Raw genomic sequence first — 22,118 nt, 5'->3', positions numbered from 1 at the left:
GGCGTGACAGGCCGGTATTCTAACCAACTGAACTACCGCTCCACTATCCTTCTTGGCAGACGAAAAAACGTCTGTTGGCCGAAGAAGCGAGAGAATATACAGCAATTTTTACAAAGGTGTTAGTGTTTCATGTAAAATTTTTTTCTCTCACCTCTAAATCGCTCTTAATCCTTTTTATCCCAATACGCTTTTTTGGCTTTCTGAAGTTTTTCATAGCCAGCCAACAGTGCATTATGGCGTTCAAAGCCATGCAGGCTCAGACCAGGTGTATGTAATTGATGGAAAACTGTTTTTGCATCAACAATAGCGATGCCATCTTGCACATTTTGCTCACCGTACATTAATGCCAAATACTGCTGATAGTCTTTATATTCACGCTCATCATCCCACTTGATGTCCAGTAACGCTTTTAAGCAGCGATAGAAGCGTAATTGCGCCTCGTCGCCTTGACCCAGCGACAAACACCAGTCCACCCACTCCAATGCCTGCTCATCTTCCAAAGCCAAACACAACATCAATTTGATTTCACCTAAGCGAATGGTTGACCACAAAGTGCCAGGGTCAGGCGCTAAACCGATAAACTGAGCAACCGGTGTATGGTCGTTATAACCACCATCTTCCAAAGCCACTAATAACTCTCGCCACTGCTCTTTGGTACGAAATTTCAGTGATAATAAGTCTTCGCGAAATAAGGCGCCTTCATTATTATTTTCCCAGAGCAATTCATCCACTGGATAGATATCCGACATCCCTGGCACCAGAATACGGCAAGCGTAGACATCCAGATGCTCATAGTCGGCAATATAGATATCAAAACCCATCGCATGAATAATATCGGTCAGATAAGTAAACTCATCCCGGGTAGGTGCATCGTGGTCCCAGTCATAGAATTCATAATCTGGTGCATCACGGAAGAAGTCATAGGAGACATAACCACTGGAATCAATAAAATGCATTTCGAGGTTTTGTGGTGATGCCACCTCTTCCATATCAAATGTCGGTGGATGGAACACATCCAGTTGGTCCAGACTTCTCCCTTGAAGTAATTCGGTGACCGTTCTTTCCAAAGCCACTTCAAAGCTGGGATGGGCACCAAAAGAAGCAAACACAGAACCATCTTTCGGATTAATCAAGGTCACGTTCATCACCGGGAACTGACCACCTAGTGAGGCATCAGCCACTTTTAGGTGATAACCATGCCCCTCAAGCTCTTCTAATGCGGCTTTAATTTTAGGAAACCGGTCGATGACATACTGTGGCACTTCGGGTAAACAAATCCCTTCAGCGATGATATGGTTTTTGACATAACGCTCAAACACTTCAGATAAACCCTGAACACGAGCCTCATTCTGGGTATTGCCTGCTGACATACCATTGCTGACATAGATATTACCGATGATATTCACCGGGAAATAGAGGGTTTCGTAGTCACGCTGACGCACATACGGCACCGCACATACGCCTCTTTCACCAGCACCGGAGTTAGTATCAAATAATTTCTCTGGCGTCAGTGTTCTTTCTGGATCAAAGTGATCCCATAAGCCTTCATCTAATAAACCTTCAGGCATCTCACCATCATTGGAAACAAACCAGCGCTCATTCGGATAATGCACAAAGGGTGCCTGGCTATACTGCTCACCTAAATAAAAATCAGCAAAAAAGTAATTACAGCTGAGGCGCTCAAAATACTCACCCAAGGCACTGGCTAAACAGGCTTTAGCAGAGCTACCTTTACCATTGGTAAACATCAACGGACAGGTTTTATCCCGTATGTGTACAGAATAAACATGACTGACCGGATTCAGCCACGAGGCTTCTTCCACATCAAAACCAAATGCCTTTAGCTTTGCTTGCATGGTCGCAATACTGGTTTCCAGATCACGATCTTTACCCTTAATAAATGTTTGCTCAGTCATCATTTCTTCCAAAAAATAACCCCCTGCCCGGTACGAGCAGAGGGTTGATTGACATCATCAGCTGTTTCTTACATTTTTTCAGCGGCAGCAATGGCTTTTTTCACCAGACGTGCTGCTGCACCTTTTGCATCAGCCGCTTTGATTTGATCCAGATTGACAGGGTTACCCACAATAATGGCCCCCCCCATGCCAGCACCAAAGTGAGGCGTGCATTTGTAAACATAAATCCCTTCAACCGTGAAGGTGCGCTGATAGTTTTCACCCATTTGTGAATGCCATGCTTCAGCACCTTCTGGAATCAGACCTTCCAGAGATTGGGTGTCATGTGTAGGCATATTTTCCCAGGCGACTTTATCGCCAGGTTGAATTTGAATCACCAAAGGTTCGTACTTCAGACCGACCGCAGTCACGATATGTGTTTTTGCTTCGGCAGAGGCTTGTTCTTGTTCTGCAGGAGCCGCTTCTGCTTGGTCTTGTTCAACCGGCGCTGTCGCTTCTTCAGTCGTATCCGGTTCTGCTATCGCGCCTTCATCTACCACCGTTTCGGGTACAGCTTCATTCGCATCTTCCATATGCTCGGTAACTGTCTCATTCACCCCACCGACTTCATTTTGTGCCAGTGGCTGTGTTGATTCATCTTTAACTGAGGCTGGTGCAACAGCATCATCGGACTTATTAGATGAGACATTGGCGTAACGTTCTTTACTATCGTTAACAAACACTGTGGAGACAGCCGCCACAACAAAGATTGCTAGTAACGCAATCACAATAGCAATTAAAATCGATTTTTTCTTCATGATTCCTCCTGGATAAAAATTCATAGGTGAATGATAACATTCTCAACTAACGATTTAGTGTAGAGAAAACAATATTCTCATTAAAACTCTGTCATAATTGCATCTATAGAACTCGTCGTTACCTGAATTCATGGTAAACAATCAGTTCCATGTGTTAACAGACGTTCTGGCATTACCTCCGCTTTTACATCACTTTTTGTCGATGTAACAAAACCGTGACTGTTAACCTTATCCAACGACACACGCTGAATAATGCGAAGACGCTGTTTTCACTATAACGCTTTATATTGAGTAAATTATGACATTTTCCGAGTTAGGCCTCATTCTGCCACTGCAACGTGCCGTCACAGAATCAGGTTATACGACCCCTTCTCCAATTCAAGCCAAAGCCATTCCTGCAATCATGCAGGGTAATGATGTGATGGCTGCTGCCCAAACGGGCACAGGTAAAACTGCAGGGTTTACCTTACCACTTCTGCATAAACTGTCTGAAGGCAAACCAGCCCGCGCTAATCAGGCTCGTGCCCTTGTGTTAACACCGACGCGTGAACTCGCCGCCCAAGTCGAAGAAAGCATTAAAACTTACGGTAAATATTTACCCTTACGTTCAGCTGTGGTGTTTGGTGGTGTCAAAATCAACCCTCAAATGATGCAAATGCGCCGTGGCGTTGATGTATTAGTGGCCACACCTGGACGTCTTCTGGATCTTTACCAACAAAATGCGATTCGCTTTGATGAGCTGGAAGTCTTGGTGCTGGATGAGGCAGATCGTATGCTGGATATGGGGTTTATTCATGATATCCGCAAGATCATTAATATGTTGCCGCAAAAGCGCCAGACCTTGCTCTTTTCGGCGACATTCTCTAATGAGATCCGCGAGCTGGCAAAACGTCTGGTAAAAAACCCAGTTGAGATTTCTGTTGCACCAGCGAATACCACAGCTAAGAAAGTGAAACAGTGGATCATTCCTGTTGATAAAAAACAAAAACCGGCGCTACTGAACCAACTCATTCAGGATAACAACTGGTATCAGGTGTTAGTGTTTTCGAAAACAAAACATGGCGCCAATAAATTAACGAAATATCTGGAAGATCACGGCCTGAAAGCTGCGGCCATTCACGGTAATAAAAGTCAGGGAGCAAGAACACGAGCGCTGGCTGATTTTAAGTCCAATACGATTCAGGTATTAGTTGCTACAGATATTGCCGCAAGGGGGTTAGATATTGATCAACTGCCTCATGTCATCAACGTTGATCTGCCCAATGTGGCTGCTGATTATGTTCACAGAATTGGCCGTACAGGTCGGGCTGGTGCTACTGGAGAAGCGATATCATTAGTCAGTGCTGATGAAATTGATCAACTCAAAGATATCGAAAAACTTATCGGTAATAAACTGGAACGAGAGTATGTGGATGGTTTTGAACCGACACATGATGTGCCTGATAGTTACAGCATTACTAAAAAAGCACCCTCTAACCGTAGTCCGGCAAAACGCCGTCCACCTAGAGCAAATGCTGATAATGCAACGCCAGCAAAACGACCTGCGCGTCGTCCGCCACGGGCCAAACCTGCCAATAGAACAAATAAAAAACCACGATAAGACTGATATATTCAGACGCAGAGTTAGCCAATACTATGCGTCTGCATAACTCCAACTATGTCAGAAAGTAGTGGATTCATAATAAGACTTTATCAACCATCTCAATTTGTCTGAATTAGCGTATTAGTAAAAAACCACTAATCAATGTAATCTTCGTATCACCATTCTTAACAAATATTTACATATCGGGGAACTAAGCTCTGACTTATCACCTAAGTTAGCGACGACTTGGTATATCGGAATAATATGAAGAATAGTTATTATTTAAAATCAATCTATCTATTTTTATTCGCCCTGTACGGATTTTTAACCATCACGACAGTCTTTGCTGAAACTCCTGTATCAGTCATATCGCCAGAAAAATCGAAAGTAAGTGATAACTTAACTCTAAGTGGTACACTCACCGCAGAAAAACAAGCCATGCTTTCACCACGTGTTGATGGCTTGGTGTCGAGTGTTCTGGTTGATGCAGGAAGTAAAGTAAAAAAAGGCGAACTATTACTCGAGTTGGATCCTGCCTTGTCCAAACAAGTTTTGAATCAGGCCAAAGCCGCCACCGCTGAAGCACAAGCGGCTCGGAATGAGGCGCAGCGGCTTGTTGATGAAGCCAAAGGTTTACGTGAAAAAAACTATATCTCCGCCAGTGAAAATGCCAGCCGATTATCCAATCTAAAACTGACCGAAGCAGCACTTATGGCCGCAAAAGCGGCTGAAGCATCAGCTCTGGAAGAATTGACTCGACATCGTTTACCAGCCCCTTTTTCAGGCGTTATCAGCGCTAAACTTACTGAAGTGGGTGAATGGGTAAACCGGGGTACAACCGTACTAGAACTGGTGGCAACCAATAAAGTCCGGCTTGATGTCAAAGTACCACAGGAACGTTTTTCAGAAATTAACCGGCAAAATGCGGTGGAAGTCATTCCTGATGTTTTTCCTGATAAGCGTTTTAAAGGGACCATAAATGCCATTGTTCCGGTCAGCGACCCACAAGCGAGAGCCTTTTTAGTACGAATTCTTATCGATACAGGCGACATCAGCTTACTACCGGGTACCTCAGCAAAAGCTATTATTGGCTTGAATGACAATCAACAGAACCAACAGCGAATCATTATCCCCAGAGATGCATTACTTTTACACCCTGACGGTGGTTACAGTGTCTTTGTAGTAAAAGATGGCATTGCCAAACGCCATAAAGTCAGCATCGGCAATCAAAGCAGTCAGGGCGTGACCATTTTATCTGGTATCACACTAGACGACAGTGTTGTCACACGCGGTAACGAAGTTCTGCGTGATGGGCAAAACGTTACCATCGTTGACTCAGAACAATAGTCAGGTCTAGTTATGCTTGAAGCCCCCATCAGAAACGGAAAGCTACTTACGGTTATCGTTCTTATCATTATGGTACTGGGCATTGCCGCAGCAAAACGTATTCCAGTCCAGATGATTCCTGATCTCGATGTGCAAACCATCAGCGTGGTTACCGGCTGGCCAGGAGCAACACCACAGGATATTGAAAAAGAAATCCTCATCGAACAAGAACGCTATCTGCGCAGTGTGCCGAATCTGGCTAGAATGGAATCACTGGCAGATACTGGCCAGGCTACAATCGAGCTGGAATTTCCGTTTGGGGTTGATGTGAATGAAACTCTTATAGAAGTTTCTAACGCACTCAGTCAGGTCTCCAATTACCCAGAAAATGTCGATCAACCGCGGCTATATAGCAGTTCTTTCTCAGAAAATGCCTTTATGTATTTTGCTGTTACCCCGCTGCCCGGAAATCCACTGAGCCTTGATATGGATATGGTCACTGATTTCATCGATGATGATGTCAGACCTCGTATGGAAAGGGTTCCTGGAGTATCTGAAGTTCAACTTCGTGGTGGTGCTGAAAGACAAATACAAATCCATATAGATCCCGCCAAACTCGCACAACGAGGTCTGTCCTTAACTGATGTCAGAGACGCCATTCGTGAACGTAACAGAGATACCTCAGCCGGCGATCTTGACGATGGTAAGCGCCGTTACTTTATCCGGACCGTAGGACGTTTCAAAGATGTTGAAAGCCTTCGAGAATTGACTCTGGCTCATCGCAATAATACGGATATCAAACTCAAAGACGTGGCAGAAGTCAGGCTGGATCATTATGAAGTGCGAGGTTTATCGATAGTCAATGATGAAGCGGCACTGACCATGGCCGTTAAGCGAGAAACAGGCTCAAATGTCATTGATATCAAACAGGCCATGCTGAAAGAAATTGATGAAATCCGTCAGGATCAACTTCATCCTAACGGTTTAACTATTTCCCTGATAGGTGATGACGTTCGTTATGTTCAAGCCTCTGTAGAAAAAGTCACGCAGAACCTGGCTCTGGGCGCCATTCTTGCGACACTTATTCTGTATTTATTCTTACGTTCGGGCAGAGCCACCGTTATCGGCCTACTCGGCATGCCGGTATGTACGATTGCCGCCTTTATCGGTTTACTCGCCTTTGATCGCACGATCAATGTGATCTCTCTGGCAGGGATTGCTTTTGCCATTGGTATGACCGTGGATAACACCATTGTGGTCTTGGAAAGTATTGAACAGGCACGTCGACGTGGATTAGATCGGATCCAAGCGGCCATTACCGGCGTAAAAGAAGTGTGGACCGCCGTACTCGCCTCCAGTATGACCACGGTATTAGTGTTTGCCCCCGTGTTATTTGTTGATGAAGAAGCTGGTCAGCTGTATTCAGATATTGCGATTGCGATATCTACGGCCATTTTAGCTTCTATGCTATTTGCAGTTGCCGTGGTACCTGCTGCCTGTGCCCGGGTTGGCTTTGGTAATGATCGTGATCATGGCAATGATTTAAAGCATCCTGGCCCAATTTTAAGAATGGTCAGTTGGCTCAATACCTCACCGTTAAAACGCTTTCTCTCGATAGTGATTATTTTTACCAGCACCATGGGCGCTGGCTGGTATCTGCTGCCACCGGCTGAATATTTACCTGAAGGTGAGGAACCCAAAGCCTTCAGTATGATGATTGCTCCGCCTGGCTATAACTTACCTGAAATGCGTTTATTAGCAGATGATATCCGCAAGCATTTAAGTGAAGCCCTGCATGCCGATCCACAAAAGTTTGATAACGGTGAACACCGCTTACCTGCACTGAAATATTATTTTCAGCGGATTAATCCAGGCTCGATATGGATTCTGAGTGAACCTGTTCGTCCACAAGATTTACAGGCGATGATGGATGCACTCACGTCGATGTTTAAAGAATATCCAGGAATGCGTGGTTTCTCGAACCGCGGTTCGATTATTTCCAGCAATCAGGGCGGCACACGCGCTGTTAATCTCGATATTTCCGGCGCCGATCAGGAAAGCCTCTACAGCACGGCTGAATACGCAATGAGACGTGCTGAAAAGCTGTTTGGCAATCCGCAGATCGAGTCTGAACCTTCAGCACTGTCTCTCGATCAACCCTTAGTTGAAATTCGTCCGAACTGGGATCGACTAGCCGAGATTGATATGTCTGCAGATGATTTTGGTTACACGGTAGCAGCGCTGAGTGATGGCGCTTATGTCGATGAGTTTTTTATGAATGATGACAAAATTGATATGTTCATCTTTAGCACCGCCGGACAAAACCAAACCCTGTCGTCACTGGCTAATGTGCCTATCATGACGCCACAAGGTACGGTTTTACCCTTAAATGCGCTGGCCAATATTGTTGATACGGTAGACAGTGATCAATTACGACGTGTGAATGGTCGTCGTACCGTCACCTTACTGATTATTCCGCCACGAGAAATTGCACTGGAAACCGCGGTGAACCAGGTTCGCACCCAAATGCTGCCAAATATGCAGGCTGAGGGGGAAGTGGCTAAAGGGGTTTCTATCAGTATTTCGGGTGCCGCTGATCAGTTAGATGCTACCCGTGAATCCTTATCAGGCAACCTTGTCATTGCGTTAATTCTTATTTATTTGCTGCTGGTCGCTATCTTTAGTCACTGGTGGTATCCACTACTCATTCTTGCGACCGTGCCCTTAGGTATTGCTGGAGGTATTGTCGGCTTAGCAGCAGTCAATGCCGCCGGGCCATTACTCAACCTGTTTGGTCTTCCAGCGATTATTCAACCATTCGATATGATTACCATGCTTGGTTTTGTCATTTTGCTGGGTACTGTCGTCAACAACCCTATTCTGATTGTTGAACAGGCACGAAGGAATTTGGAAGATAAAGCAGTATCCGTGGGTGATGCAGTCAATCAGGCGGTTGCCACCCGCTTGCGTCCAATCTTGATGTCTACCGCCACTACCGTGTTTGGTCTGGCACCTTTGGTCTTTATTCCGGGTGCAGGGACGGAGCTTTATCGCGGCGTCGGTATCGTTGTGCTGGTTGGGATTTTATGTTCAATGATCGTCACGCTGACCTTTTTACCCAGCTTGTTAATCACTGTTTTAAACTGGGCTGAACGCTTCTCCGTTAAGAAAACATAGATTAATGAAGCAACGACTAGAATGTAACTAATACCACTTGTTCTATTTGAATTTATCTCAATGGTTTGCTGACCAGATAATGTGGACCGATGCCGGAAATCATAAACTCATCGGAAGCCAGCGTATAAGCTGATCCGTGATAAAAACCGATTGCCGAACTTCTGGCATTGGCCCAGATGAGGGTTGCTCCCTGGGATTTCGCATATTGCTCCGCAGCCGTCAGTAAGGCGCTTCCAACACCTCTGCCTCGGTAATCCGGTGCAGTTGCCATCGCTCTGATTTGATAGCTATTGCTCTGCTTCAATAAAGGATTATCGTTGAGATAAACCGATACTATTCCAACGATATTCTCGGTTTGATCCACGGCAGCAAAATGTCTTGTGGTCACAGCATCATCGCCCTCAAAGACACATTCAGAAAGCGGTTTACCTGGGCGCAAAACCTGACTTCTTAAAGCATGTGTTTGCTGTGAAGCTATTTCTCTAATTTCCATATTTCTCAACGACAACGGCAACAGGATGATGACTATCAAAAATAAACTTAATAAAGGTATCCATTAAACGCCGTGATTATACCTTTGCAACACCAGAGTGAAGCCGAGTGACCAGAACAGCCAAAGCTAAATTATGCTGAAAAAAACGCCTCTCTTGTCTGATAACAAGAGAGGCGGATAATTCAAAAGTCGATGCTGGTTGAGATGGTAAATGTGCGTGGTGCGCCGTAAGCCATGCCGCTCCAGGTATCCACACCTGACCAGTAGTCACGATCAAAGACATTATGGATACCGGCACGAACGGTCACGTCTTTACCTGCCACCAACAGACCATAACGAGCACCCAGGTCGAGTCGGGTCCAGCTGGGGATTTTCTGAGTATTGGCCTGATTAACGTATTGTTCACCGGTATAAATCAAATTTGCCGTCCAGGTTAACGCAGGCAGCATGGGCATGTCCCATTCAGCACTAATATTGGCCTGACGTTCAGCAACACCAACGGGTGTATTACCTTGGGTTGCCGGGTTATTGGTTTTATTTAATTCTGCATCCAGTAACATCAAACCACCTAATAGCCGAACATCTGGGGTTAATTGTCCAAACACATTCATTTCGATGCCGCGGTTGCGTTGTTCACCTGACACAGATGAGATATTGTTCACCGTCTGATAGCTGGGCTTTTCGATCTGGAACAAACTCACTGTTGATGTGAACTCACCAAAATCAATCTTAGCACCCACTTCATATTGCTTGGTTTTATAGGGTTCAAACACTTCCCCCGCATTGGCTGAACTATCGGGTGCAATATCGCCTTTACTCAAGCCCTCACTGCGATTGGCGTAAAACGATACATTTTCCCAGGGTTTAATGACTACACCCACCATCGGTGTTAATGCACTTTCATTGTAGTGTGTGGTGACGGCACCAGTACTGGCATTGAAACTGTCTGATTCCACCTGTTGTCTTCTGACACCAATGGTTAGTTGCACTCTGTCATCCAACGCAGACAAGGTATCCGCTAAAGCTATCCCTGTTAATCTACTCTCACTGACTCTGGGTGCATTATGCGGATTAGCGACCACAATCTCTGCCTGATCGGTCGGTGAATAGAGATTATTTAAATAGGATGAACTGGCATTGATCGTCGCTTTTTCGAGCTGATCGCGATACTCCGTTAATTGCACAGTCATATTGTGATTTATCGCACCCGTATCAAACCAGCCTCTCAAGCCAGTGCTGACGGTATATCTATCCACATTAAAATCGGCATTACTTGGTGTTACGCTGACATCACCCGATGCATTGGTAATGCTGGGATAACCAAATAACCGGGATACACGGGTTTTACCACCGCCGATATCTGCAAAAAAAGTTAATTGGTCATGGATATCGTATTCCGCTTTGAGCAGTAATGACTTGTCATCTACCTTCGACCATTCCCAATCCTGAGTAATATTATGTTCACCATCCGGCGCTGACGGCACATCAACACCATTGGCTAACCATAAATGACGTAAGGGGGCATCCAGATCCTCTTTTTGATGAATAAGATCGGCTGTCATCCTCAGTTTTTCGCCCTGATAATCCAAAGCTAATGCCCATGACTCGACTTCGCGTGATTGATTTTCACGCTCGGTATGACCATCACTGACCGTACCGTTAAATCTAACCCCAAATTGATCGTCATCACCAAAACGTCGACTCAGATCAAGATGGCCTTTTAATTGGCTGTCGGAAGCATAAGATGCGGTCAACCGCGTTAAATCCTCATCCAGAGCGCGCTTGGGCACGATATTGATACTGCCACCCACACTACTATCTGGTGACATTCCATAGATCATCGATGCCGGGCCTTTTATGACTTCAATTCTGTCCACATAATCTGCCAACACCCGGTAATTAGACGCCACACCATAGACACCATCAAAGGCGATATCACCTGAGTTACCTTCATTCATAGCAAAACCACGAATACGGAAAGAATCCAGCATGCCACCACTCACATGTGCTGTTCTGACGGAAGGATCAGTTGATACCACATCGGCTATGGTTTCGGCCTGAGTATTGTCGATAAAATCACTGGTAAAGTTGGTCATATTAAACGGCGTGTCCATCACATCACGGTTACCCAAGATACCGACACGACCTTGTTTCGCGACCTGTCCCCCAGCATATTTTTCAGTTTGTAAGGACTTTTTTACTTTTTCAGCGTTTATATCAATAGCGCTTAAAACAACCTCATCCTCTGACACCGCTTTAATAACAAAGCCTGTACCGGAATCTTCCGCCTGCAGCTTATGTCCATCTAATAACATCTCTAAAGCGTTCTGCGGCGTATAAAAACCTTTAATCGCTTTTGCTGATTTGTTTTTCACCAGATCAGTATTCACCACGATGGATATCTCTGTCTGGCTGGCAAGTTGGTTGAGACTACTTGATAAAAGACCTGCCTTAATATCAATTGGCTTTTTCTGACTCTCTGCCGCCGTCACAACGGAAAGCCAGCTTAATAAAAACACAAAAAGGCTATAGCGAAACCAGGCTGTTGAAAAAAAACGATAAATAAACATGAGACTCCCTTATTTCATTTGTCTTACCTACTCTGACGAATGACATAAAGAAATCACCACCTTTAACTTCATTTATGTTTTTGGGACGACAGTAATAGCCGTCCACCAGGGAGTGATATGAGTGACTTTTAGCGGGAATGAGTCTGCTAATAAGGATAATGCCGCCTGCGGATTATCAAGCGGCAACACGGCTGAGACATGATAATTCTCTAACGGCTGAGCATCAAAATAGAAATAGCCCTTATGGAAACGGTTCAGAATAGTAAGCACCTCATTTAACGGCATACCATCCACCATCAACTGGCGTTTATTCCACATCAAACTGGCATCAGCAATACTAAAGTCAGAAACCTTACCCAAATGTTCAGCATAAACACGAATCTGCTGGCCCGGCTGAAGGGGCTTAACATCACAGCCTCGTCGCTGACATGTGGCTGCTACAGTGGATTCGATCACTTTCAGTAAGGTGTAATCGCTACGCTTATCCACACTAAACTCTGTACCCAAAGCCGTGAGACTACCGTGTTCTGTTTTGACGACAAACGGTCTTTGTGGATTTTTACTTACCTTGACCCGTATTTCTCCCTTTAATAAATGAATGGTTCGCTGGCTATGATTAAAATCCACATTAATAGCACTATCACTGCTGAGCATAATTACTGAGTTATCTACCAGGGTGTAGGATTGCCAATCACCGACGGATGTTTGTTTATCAGCCATCATCAGCGTGACTTTATCTGGTAGCCAAACAAACATTGGGATAAAAATAACCATTAATAATACAAATGTTTTTGCTAAGGTCTGCCAGGAATGCTGATGATATGCTTTGCTGGTTGAGACTGATAATGCAGCCTTTGATGCAGACCGGGGAAACTGTTGGATGTCACCTAAAAGGGTTTGTAACTTATCCACCGCCTCATCATGCTGAGGATCCTGATTTCTCCAGTCAAGGAAGGCTTGTTTTTGTGCTGTTGATGGTGGATTTTCTTCATCTGACATCAACACAACCCACTCTGCCGCTTGGGTGACAATGCTTTCTGAATCTGTCACTTCAGGTGATGAACTCGTGACCATTAAAATGTTTCTGTTTCAAACGCCTGCTGACAGGCGACTAAACTCTGAATCAAATACTTCTGCACCATGGTGGTGGATACACCCAGTTTTTTACCAATGGCAGACTGGGTTAAACCATCAATATGCCTGAGAATAAAAGCCTGTCTGACGTGGCTAGGTAAGGTTTCCAGCGCCTCAGAGATTGTACTAAGTGCATTAATGACCAGATAAACATCTTCTGTTGATGGTATTGGCTCTGCATCATCCAGGCTGAGTTTTAACTCTTCTAAATAGGCTTGTTCTAATAAAAAGCGGCGACGTTTATCAATCAATAAGCGCTTGGCAATCGTCAACAACCAGGGACGAGGTTCTCTGATTTGAGTTAAGTCATTTTGTTTGCTGATGACATTCACAAAGGTGTCATGGGTGAGATCGCTGGCGTTTTGCGAACAGCCTAATTTTTTACTTAACCAGCCCGTCAACCAATAGTGATGATTTTCATACAAAGACGCAATAAAACTGTTTTTATAGCTCGGCTGATCAAAAACAATCTGTTTATTACTCGACATATTAAACGGCTGAACCATATATAGATATTAATGATAACTATTATCATTTAAAAACTATCCCTTATGCAACCTTTTGTTTTTAATAAAAACCGTTATCTGAGTTAATATGAAGCGATTATTGCATTGAGTAAGATATGAATTATGTGTAGAAGCAAGCGGATGATCTACATTGAATAGATAAAATAACCAGAGATAATGATAAATAATGAAAGAGACAGGAAAGATTAACTATCTTGAAATTCCATCGTCGGATTTAGATAAGACCAAAGCTTTTTTCACTCATGCATTTGGCTGGAAATTTATTGATTATGGTCCTGACTATATCGCCATTGAAGACGCCGGCATTGATGGTGGATTTTATCGATCACCACTGGTCGCGACACCAGAGTCAGGTAGTGTATTGATAGTGCTCTATAGCAACGCTCTGGAGGAAACACTAAAAGACGTAAACGCCGCTGGTGGTCAGATTGTCAAAGACATTTTCGCTTTTCCGGGAGGACGACGTTTTCACTTTACCGATCTCACTGGCAATCAATATGCCGTATGGTCTGAATAAACGATAACCTCCGACAAACTTATGATTCATCACGCCTTTTTAAATAACTGCCAAACTGAAATATCAAAAAACCAATCAACGATAACACGATAGCAATTTCATACCTTCTATAAGCTACCGAAAGACCTATCGCACCCGTTAACCAAATACCGGCCGCGTTAGCGGTACCCATCGCTCTACCAGATTCTTTCACTATGGCACCACCACCAATAAATCCCATACCGGTAATCACGCCATACATGACCCGCGCTTCAGCATCACTTCCCTGATAAACATCCATTGCTACCAACATAAAGGCACAACAGGCAATAGACACCAAGGGATAGGTTCTTAACCCGGCACCGCCGCTATCTACATATTCACGATTAAACGCAATAGGCAGTGCGAGCATAAACGCGATACCTATCTGATATAAATTAAACCAAACCTGATCAAAATTAATCTCGGGCATAAAAACATCTCTTAAAGGGCAGAGTGTCACCATGCCATTAGCCGGCAATCTATTTCAATGATTTTTGTTTCACAAAGATCAGATCATCTGTATCGAAACCCGCCGCTTTAGCTCTATTAATAAAGCGTTGCTTCACCTCTTCAGACACATCCGGAGTCCGTGAAAGTAACCACAGATAATTGTGATTTGGGCCAGAAACAAAGGCGTAACGATAATCATCTTCTAACTCAAATACCACATAACTGCCATAAAAAGGCCCAAAAAAAGAGACTTTAAGATGTCCGGTATGTGGACCTTCGACAAAATAGGCTTTGCCTTCGGCCTGTTTCCACTCCTTATCCTCTTCCGAGTAACCGCGGTTGATCACTTTAACGCCACCATCCCCTTTTAAAGAATATTGCGCTGTAACATTACTTAAACCACGTTCAAAGCGATGATCAAGTCTGGCTACTTCGTACCAGTTGCCGAGATAGCGGTTTAAAACAAAGTTATCTACAGGTGTGACGCCTTTGGGTGTGCCTGTACAGGCTACGACGCTCATAACTAACAAACAAAGCATGCCGATTAGCCGCATATATCACCGTCCTCTCATTATTTTTATGGCTGAAGCAATATGTGTACGACACGAATTGACGCTATTGTTTCCCTTAAAGAAGAAATAAGCTGATGGATCCTAAAAGGCAGTGATTGCTTTCACACCAATATAGATGGCACTAAATAAACCAATCAAAAAAACCAATGAACGATAGGTATCCATATCGAGAATATAAAATAAGGGATGAAAAATTCTACTAAGTAAAAATAAGCCAGCTGGATAACTAAAATCAGCTAGATTAAGTCCAGAGGCATATGCCAGTAAACTCATAGCAGAAAACAGAGTCAGTGACTCCCAGGCATTATGCTGAGCAGCCATAACACGTGCGCCCAAGCCGGTCATGTGTGCTTGCTGTGATCTCGGATAATGATTATCAAACTTGCCAAACTGCCTGTAACGGCAATAGCCACCTAACATAGCCAGTAACATCGGCAAAATAGCCACGATAAATAAGACCCATAAAATAAACGGCATACATCTACTCGCTTTGTTTAGAAAATACGGTGTTTAATGCGTTTAATAACGCCTGTTGAAAACGTTCAGGTTCCTGAATCTGTGGCGAATGACCTAAATCATTAAACAATATCAAATGTGAATCAGGAATCGCTTTTGCCGTTTTTCTGGCTAATACGGGGTAGTTGCCCAATTGTTTTTTGATATCGTCTGGCACAAAGGCTTTACCGATAGCAGTATTGTCTTTCTCACCAATAAATAGCCATGTCGGCACTGAGAGCTGATCAAATTCATGTACGACGGGCTGCGTTAAAATCATGTCGTAATGAATAGCAGATAACCAGGCTGAGTCTTCCTTATCCGCCCTATACTGTATCATCAGCATATCGACCCACTTCTGATAATCATCACGCCATTGACCCGCGTAGTATGTTTTTTGTTGATAGGCTCTGGCGCGCTTTGTTGTTAGTGTCAGTTGGTTTTTATACCAGTCTTTAATCGACACATATGGCACGCCTTTAGCTAACCAATCTTCCAGACCGATTGGATTCACTAAAAATAAAGCATCAACATTATCTGGATACAGCAAAGCATAGCGTGTTGCCAGCATGCCACCCATTGAGTGGCCGACAATGACAGCTTTTTCAATACCCAGTTTATTTAATAAATTCCAGCTATTGGTTGCCAATTGATGAAAGCTGTATTGATAATCAACTGGTTTTGAAGATTTACAAAACCCTATCTGATCCATTGCTATAACCCGATAACCAGCTGCCGCTAGCGCTTTAATTGTCTCCCCCCAGGTGGCAGCACAGAAGTTTTTACCATGAAACAATACAATCGTTTTCCCATTAGCTTTGGCTGTCGGTTTTATATCCATATAAGCCATTTCCAACTGCTTTTTCTGGCTGGAAAGAGGCATAAACTGAACTGGATATGGGTAATCAAAATTCTCTAATCTAAACCCCGTTTTATTATTTGCTGAGACAGAAGAACTGATCAATAACAGCGTAACAATAAAACTAATGGCATGGCATATCTTCATCATGACTAACTATTTACCTGCTTCTTTGTTGTTTTTGGCTAAATATCATTAATATTAGTGATATTTAGCCGCCGTGATAAAGAGATTAAAAGGCTCACACCAAATCACGACGGCCTGGTAATCTGCCGGATTAATACCTTCTGGTATATCAAGCATAAAGCCGTTAAAGGTTCTGACATCACCTATGTTTAACATCTTATCTTTATTCGCTAAAAAGTCTGTTTTATTCTCAACAAACACGGGTGATAAATATAATTTGTAATCCGGACCGGGAGAAATCTGCCCATCAAACGCTATTTTATTAGCATTAATATATAGCGTACCACTACCGTAATGTAGGGCATCACTTCCCTCAAGATCGCGCTCAAACTGGCCAGTAAATAATGCTGATGTCGCAACTTGACCAATCTCCGTCATAGACGGTTTATCCGGTTGTGTCAGTATGGGTAAAGCATAAATACCTAAACCAAAACCAAGTACCAACATCATTCCATGCGTTATCAGTAATAATAGCTTTTTCATGGGTTCCCCCCCTTTAACCACGTTACTGTTGTGCAGAAAGCGCTTTTATCTGTCGTTTATTGTTATCTATTTCCTGCTGAAGGCTTTTAAGCTGCTGTACATGCTGCTCAACTATCCCACGCATATTTTCCAATAATGCCGGGTCACGAGTGGCGATCATCCCATTTCCTACATCATAGGTTTGATTCTGCAACTCGTCATATCTTGCTTTGTTTTCTTTTTCCAACGCGATTTTTTGTTTTTGCAATGCCCTGTTTTCTTGCTTGAGCATATTTATCTGGTAAATACGTGAATTTTCGTTATATGCAGCGGTTAGCTTGTTTTGTTGTTCAATATCTTGTTTCGAAGGTTGGTGAAGTTTGATTTCGACTTTTTCAGACTGAGCATTACAGGGCTTATCCTGATAATGAACTTGTCCATTATCATGACATTTATAAATGTCTGCCTGAACTGCTAATCCAAAACAAAGACTGATTAATAATATAAGTCGCGACATCCATTGCTCCTAAAATCCCTTTTATAGCGATAACGCTTACTTATGATAGGAAACCACCCTTTCCACTTCATTTTTTGAGCCAAGAAAGACCGGGACACGCTGGTGGATAGATTCTGGTTGCAGGTCCATAATACGCTGTGTGCCCGTGCTGCTGACACCACCCGCTTGCTCAATGATAAAACTCATCGGATTAGCTTCGTACATCAGGCGTAACTTTCCTCCCTGCTGTGCAATCCGACTATCAAGTGGATACATAAAAATGCCACCGCGTGTCAAAATGCGATAGACCTCCGCCACCATTGAAGCATTCCAACGCATATTGAAATTCTTTTCACGCACACCATCAACACCCTGAACACATTCATCAATATAACGTTTAACAGGCGACTGCCAATAGCGCTGGTTCGACATATTAATGGCAAACTCGGCGGTATCCTCAGGAATCTGCATATTGGGATGCGTCAAAATAAACTCGCCGACCTCTCTATCTAAGGTAAAACCATTCACTCCAAAGCCCGTGGTAAGAATCAGCATCGTGCTCGGACCATACACACAAAATCCGGCACAAACTTGCTCTGTGCCTTTTTGCAAAAAATGTTCGTGGCTTGGTTTTTTGATATCTTCAGGACAGCGTAATACCGAAAAGATGGTACCCACACTCAGATTGATATCGACATTACTGGAGCCATCTAACGGGTCAAAACAGAGTAAGTACTTACCCTTGGGGTAATCCTCAGAAATAGAGATAATGTCATCAATTTCTTCTGACACCATGGCAGCAAGGTGGCCTGTCCAGTTTAAATGCTCAACCATGACATCATTGGTCAGAATATCGAGTTTTTTCTGGTGTTCACCCTGCACATTATTACTGCTGGCATAACCTTCAAGGCCTAAAATACTGCTACGGTTAACCAGATTCGCGATTTTTTTACAGGCACTGATAACATCATTTAACAGCTCGGTTAAATCACCTGTAGCGGAAGGATGAGCACGCTGCGTTTCAACAAGGAATTGATTAACTGATTGTCCGATATCAGACATAGAAACGTCTCCGTTATTAACACATTAAAGCTATCACCATTTCTAACACGGAGAGAAAAGAAACCCGGCCTGAAGCCGGGTTTTTAAGGTTTAAATTTTAATTAAAATCTCACCCATGCCTATACCGGAAACATCACCAGCATAACGTTGAACACGTGAAAAAGGTTCAATTTCAGCAAATTTGGTATCAAACTTTTTAAATGACGCAAACATCAGCGGCAAAAAGGCTAATGTATGTGAACCACAGTCATTAAAGTTAGCAGAAATACCTTGTTCCGGTGCTGATGTCAGTAATAAAGTGCCGCGTTTCATCGCGTAACCAAAATGCTTACCGACTTTTCCTAACACAGCAATCGTGCCAGACACCATTCTTGAACCACAATAATCACCGGCATTACCTTCAATGAAGATGTACCCACGACGCATATGATCACCGGTTCGTGCACCTGTATTACCTGTCACGATCACAGTACCACCAGTCATGCCATTTTTATAACCAATGCGTGCACCACCCAGGAAATCACCGGCATTACCATTAATTTTAATGGTGCCACCTTTCATTTCACAGGCTGTATAAACCCCAGTGTTGCCGTTAATAACGATGTCACCGGCTGCCATAAACTGACCAAGATAAGCCCCGGCATCACCATCAACCGTGATTTTACCCGTAGCCATGGCATGACCTATATGGTCCAGTTTGTCTGTAGCTTTAGCAAAATGAATATTCGCGACATCCTCACCTTGAATATCAAAAATTTCATCGGTACGGACTTTTTGATTACCGACAACTAAGGTGATCGCTGCAATCTCAGCAGCTGTTTTATCAGCCAGTTTATCCGCTGTTAATGGTGAACAATCCACCCGCTGTGCAGGTGACGTTTTTAACGTGAATGTTAATGCACTCATGCCATAATCTCCTGCAAGTGGAAGTGATATGGGCCTAATTTACCGCCGTAGTTACCCGCACTGATTCGACGAATACCGTTTTCAGCGCCCAAGTCACACACAGCTTGAATACCCACTCGCATCGCTTTATCAATATCTTCTTTGGTTAGGCCGTCAATAACAATTTCCATGACCGATTCAACTTCTGGTGATAAATCACTCTTAGTCTGACCTTTCAGGGTCGGGCAGAAGGCATCATTGGTCGATGCGTTTAAGGCTTTAAATTTAGAGCCCACTTTAGAACCGGACCGTACAACCCCACCAGGGAAAGGCATGATGACGTTTGGAATTTTTCTCATCTCTTCGATAGCCGCTTCACAGGCAGCTAAAGCCTGAGCTTGTGATTCTGCCAATACCAGGAAGTTACCACCACCGACCGAGTCATGCACACCGGTTTTTTCCTGTGTTAAAAATTCACCATCCATCACAGGAATACGCCAGTAGCGTTTGCCATCAATCATTTTTGAAATCTGGAAACCATCACCGAAATAACGCAGGTTTTGACCTAGAGCAATTTCTTTTTCGCTGTTATCCAGACCAGAAAATAAGGCTGAAGTCGGTGAAGTCAAAATACATTGGCCAGCACGTGTTTCTACTTGTTTTGCAAGGCCTTTACCGCCCATAGCAAAGATAAGCACAGAGACGCCTGGGCGACCATCTGGTGTTTCACTTGGATCCAATTCACGCTCAATACCCGCTTCACAACCACAGGCAATAACAGAGGTAGCAAAGCCGGTAAATGCCTGTGCCGAAATCATGGCCCACTTGGCATTTAATGCCGTAATAATCAGCCGAGTGCCTTTCATCGGAAAAGCTTCAGCAAACGTCTCGTCTATAGTGACGCCGTTGATAATCATAACTTGCCTCCTTTTTTCAACGGCTGTACGGTCAAGCTTCCGCGGCCATCATCCACGATTTCATCATCACTGATTTTGAAGTTACCCATCGTCATGGTGTGATATTTATCGAAGTATTCTTTTAATGGTTTTTCAATGCCTTTATCGTATTCAGGTTTGACCACATGAGTCGTCCCCCAGGTGACTTTAACCAGCTCACCATTTTTCACAACGATATTGCCATCTTTAAACACATAATCCGGTGAAGTGAACATTTTTTCACGATCAGCATGATCGGTATACACGGTGATATCCGCTGCAGCGCCTACACCTAAATGACCACGATCAGACAAACCGACCAGTTTTGCTGCACCGGCACGCGTCATAATCGCAATATCGTAAAGACTGTATTCGCGATCTAAAGACGCTAAATGCGTGGCATTTTGTGCTTCCGGATGCAGGGTAGACAGCATATCGTTACGGAATGATTTATCCATCAACAACTTAATCAAATGAGGATAGCTGGTAAAAGGTGCACCATTCGGGTGGTCTGTGGTCAGGAATATGCGCCATGGATCATCCACCATCAGGAAGGTTTCCAGACCAATCATCCACTGCAAAGCATTTACAAAACTTTGATCTTTATATTTGAACGGTACAACACCACAACCACCATCACATTCAATATCCATACACACCCATTTATTGGGGTGGGCATGTTTGCTGCCATCAAACTGACGCATATTATCGCCAGAGGCAGTGACTGTCTGGCCAAACAGAATCTGACCCACGTCGACGGTGATATTTTTGTTTCTGTTAATCGCTTCTGCAATCTCTGCAGCACCGGATGAGAATTTAAAGTCACCTTCTGTGCCATAACTATGGAACTGAATATGGGTTAGATGCATCGGCAGGCCTTCAATACCTTGAATAGTATCGAGGGTAGTATCTTTATTTCCTGGCACACCAAGATTACAACCATGTACGTGTAATGGATGAGGAACACCCAGTTCCGTCACCGCACGAGATAGGCGTTGTAAAATCTCACGTGGAGAAACGTTATAAAAACTATTTTTCTCATCCAGATCCAACTTACGTTGATTGAATTTGAATGCGTTAATACCGCCAGGATTAACCACTTTCAGACCAATCGCCTGACTGTGAGTTAATGTCCAGGCAACATAGTTATTAATCGCTTCCTGATCTTCATTGGCGGCCATCATGCGTAACAGGAAGTCATCACTTCCCAGCATGGCATAACCACCTTTATCAATAATCGGTGTGTCATGCATTTCCATATGCGCCTGGCGAGCATTAACTGGCATCACTGCAGGCTCAAAACCGGCTGTGTAACCCATTTCGGCATAACGATAACCGGTGGTTAATGTGCTTGGTGCAGCATGGCCACACCCACTTCGCATTAACTCGGTACGTTCAATTAACGATTCCGCATGATCTTCCGGCAGCATGGTACGGGCAATATTGACCTTACCACCACCAATATGGGTGTGCATATCAATTGCACCCGACATAATGACTTTGCCACGAACATCAATTTCTTCATCAACTTTACCATCCGCCGGTGCATCAACGATGCGACCATCACGGATATAAATATCTCTCACCACATCATTTTGCCCATGTTCTGGGTCAAAAATGCGTCCACCTGTTAATTTAGTCAGCATATTTTTTCTC

General features: G+C 43.8%; 20 protein-coding genes. 4 read left to right on the top strand and 16 right to left on the bottom strand.

The annotated features are described in order from the left end of the window. Positions 1 to 164: 164 nt before the first annotated feature. Both ycaO and B2248_RS11205 read right to left on the bottom strand, forming a co-directional pair. On the bottom strand, positions 165 to 1,916 hold the full coding sequence (ycaO, locus tag B2248_RS11210; RefSeq protein WP_273179261.1) for a 30S ribosomal protein S12 methylthiotransferase accessory factor YcaO: 1,752 nt from the start codon (positions 1,914 to 1,916) through the stop codon (positions 165 to 167). Between the two features lie 68 nt (positions 1,917 to 1,984). Continuing rightward, positions 1,985 to 2,713, bottom strand: a complete 729-nt coding sequence (locus tag B2248_RS11205; RefSeq protein WP_007144211.1) for a plastocyanin/azurin family copper-binding protein — start codon at positions 2,711 to 2,713, stop codon at positions 1,985 to 1,987. 298 nt (positions 2,714 to 3,011) lie between these two features. Here B2248_RS11205 and B2248_RS11200 point away from each other — a divergent pair, with 298 nt between their 5' ends. The 3 genes from B2248_RS11200 to B2248_RS11190 all read left to right on the top strand — a co-directional run bounded on the left by B2248_RS11200 (position 3,012) and on the right by B2248_RS11190 (position 8,798). Further along, positions 3,012 to 4,313, top strand: coding sequence for a DEAD/DEAH box helicase (locus B2248_RS11200; protein ID WP_273179258.1), 1,302 nt, complete (start codon positions 3,012 to 3,014; stop codon positions 4,311 to 4,313). A 246-nt stretch (positions 4,314 to 4,559) separates the two neighbouring features. Beyond that, a complete protein-coding gene (locus B2248_RS11195; RefSeq protein ID WP_273179255.1) occupies positions 4,560 to 5,642 on the top strand; it encodes an efflux RND transporter periplasmic adaptor subunit in 1,083 nt (360 codons plus the stop codon). Between the two features lie 12 nt (positions 5,643 to 5,654). Then, the gene (locus tag B2248_RS11190) at positions 5,655 to 8,798 is read left to right on the top strand and encodes an efflux RND transporter permease subunit (protein ID WP_273179252.1); all 3,144 of its coding nucleotides are present in this window, start codon (positions 5,655 to 5,657) and stop codon (positions 8,796 to 8,798) included. Between the two features lie 52 nt (positions 8,799 to 8,850). Here B2248_RS11190 and B2248_RS11185 read toward each other — a convergent pair whose 3' ends face one another. From B2248_RS11185 to B2248_RS11170, 4 genes are all read right to left on the bottom strand, one after another. Beyond that, positions 8,851 to 9,291, bottom strand: a complete 441-nt coding sequence (locus B2248_RS11185; RefSeq protein WP_273179250.1) for a GNAT family N-acetyltransferase — start codon at positions 9,289 to 9,291, stop codon at positions 8,851 to 8,853. A gap of 182 nt (positions 9,292 to 9,473) precedes the next feature. After that, on the bottom strand, positions 9,474 to 11,861 hold the full coding sequence (locus B2248_RS11180) for a TonB-dependent receptor (RefSeq protein ID WP_273179249.1): 2,388 nt from the start codon (positions 11,859 to 11,861) through the stop codon (positions 9,474 to 9,476). A gap of 72 nt (positions 11,862 to 11,933) precedes the next feature. Continuing rightward, positions 11,934 to 12,935 (bottom strand): FecR family protein, encoded by a 1,002-nt coding sequence (locus B2248_RS11175; RefSeq protein ID WP_273179248.1) that lies wholly within the window; start codon positions 12,933 to 12,935, stop codon positions 11,934 to 11,936. Beyond that, positions 12,935 to 13,483, bottom strand: a complete 549-nt coding sequence (locus B2248_RS11170) for a sigma-70 family RNA polymerase sigma factor (protein ID WP_273179247.1) — start codon at positions 13,481 to 13,483, stop codon at positions 12,935 to 12,937. The genes B2248_RS11175 and B2248_RS11170 overlap by 1 nt, the downstream gene beginning before the upstream one ends. A gap of 205 nt (positions 13,484 to 13,688) precedes the next feature. Here B2248_RS11170 and B2248_RS11165 point away from each other — a divergent pair, with 205 nt between their 5' ends. Then, the gene (locus B2248_RS11165; protein ID WP_273179244.1) at positions 13,689 to 14,039 is read left to right on the top strand and encodes a VOC family protein; all 351 of its coding nucleotides are present in this window, start codon (positions 13,689 to 13,691) and stop codon (positions 14,037 to 14,039) included. Between the two features lie 19 nt (positions 14,040 to 14,058). Here B2248_RS11165 and B2248_RS11160 read toward each other — a convergent pair whose 3' ends face one another. From B2248_RS11160 to B2248_RS11115, 10 genes are all read right to left on the bottom strand, one after another. Further along, positions 14,059 to 14,490 carry an MgtC/SapB family protein gene (locus B2248_RS11160; protein ID WP_273179241.1) on the bottom strand — a complete coding sequence of 144 codons (432 nt, stop codon included), beginning with the start codon at positions 14,488 to 14,490 and terminating at the stop codon, positions 14,059 to 14,061. 49 nt (positions 14,491 to 14,539) lie between these two features. Continuing rightward, positions 14,540 to 15,064 carry a lipocalin family protein gene (locus B2248_RS11155; protein ID WP_007144221.1) on the bottom strand — a complete coding sequence of 175 codons (525 nt, stop codon included), beginning with the start codon at positions 15,062 to 15,064 and terminating at the stop codon, positions 14,540 to 14,542. 99 nt (positions 15,065 to 15,163) lie between these two features. Beyond that, positions 15,164 to 15,559 (bottom strand): MAPEG family protein, encoded by a 396-nt coding sequence (locus B2248_RS11150; protein WP_273179239.1) that lies wholly within the window; start codon positions 15,557 to 15,559, stop codon positions 15,164 to 15,166. A 4-nt stretch (positions 15,560 to 15,563) separates the two neighbouring features. Further along, complete coding sequence (locus tag B2248_RS11145) at positions 15,564 to 16,586, bottom strand: alpha/beta fold hydrolase (protein ID WP_273179237.1); 1,023 nt, start codon at positions 16,584 to 16,586, stop codon at positions 15,564 to 15,566. 51 nt (positions 16,587 to 16,637) lie between these two features. Continuing rightward, the gene (locus B2248_RS11140; protein ID WP_273179234.1) at positions 16,638 to 17,105 is read right to left on the bottom strand and encodes a DM13 domain-containing protein; all 468 of its coding nucleotides are present in this window, start codon (positions 17,103 to 17,105) and stop codon (positions 16,638 to 16,640) included. A gap of 22 nt (positions 17,106 to 17,127) precedes the next feature. Beyond that, a complete protein-coding gene (locus B2248_RS11135; RefSeq protein ID WP_273179231.1) occupies positions 17,128 to 17,601 on the bottom strand; it encodes a DUF4124 domain-containing protein in 474 nt (157 codons plus the stop codon). Between the two features lie 36 nt (positions 17,602 to 17,637). Continuing rightward, positions 17,638 to 18,642 (bottom strand): class 1 fructose-bisphosphatase, encoded by a 1,005-nt coding sequence (locus B2248_RS11130; RefSeq protein WP_273179228.1) that lies wholly within the window; start codon positions 18,640 to 18,642, stop codon positions 17,638 to 17,640. Between the two features lie 90 nt (positions 18,643 to 18,732). Further along, complete coding sequence (locus B2248_RS11125; protein WP_273179225.1) at positions 18,733 to 19,548, bottom strand: formylmethanofuran dehydrogenase subunit C; 816 nt, start codon at positions 19,546 to 19,548, stop codon at positions 18,733 to 18,735. Next, positions 19,545 to 20,444 (bottom strand): formylmethanofuran--tetrahydromethanopterin N-formyltransferase, encoded by a 900-nt coding sequence (gene fhcD / locus B2248_RS11120; RefSeq protein ID WP_007144228.1) that lies wholly within the window; start codon positions 20,442 to 20,444, stop codon positions 19,545 to 19,547. Before fhcD ends, B2248_RS11125 begins: the two co-directional genes overlap by 4 nt. Then, a complete protein-coding gene (locus tag B2248_RS11115; RefSeq protein WP_007144229.1) occupies positions 20,441 to 22,108 on the bottom strand; it encodes a formylmethanofuran dehydrogenase subunit A in 1,668 nt (555 codons plus the stop codon). Before B2248_RS11115 ends, fhcD begins: the two co-directional genes overlap by 4 nt. Positions 22,109 to 22,118 lie beyond the last annotated feature (10 nt).

Origin of the sequence: Methylophaga sp. UBA2012, assembly GCF_002335235.1 — a bacterium.
In the GTDB taxonomy this organism is placed as follows: Bacteria; Pseudomonadota; Gammaproteobacteria; order Nitrosococcales; family Methylophagaceae; genus Methylophaga; species Methylophaga thalassica.
This window is presented reverse-complemented; position numbering and strand designations above follow the sequence as displayed.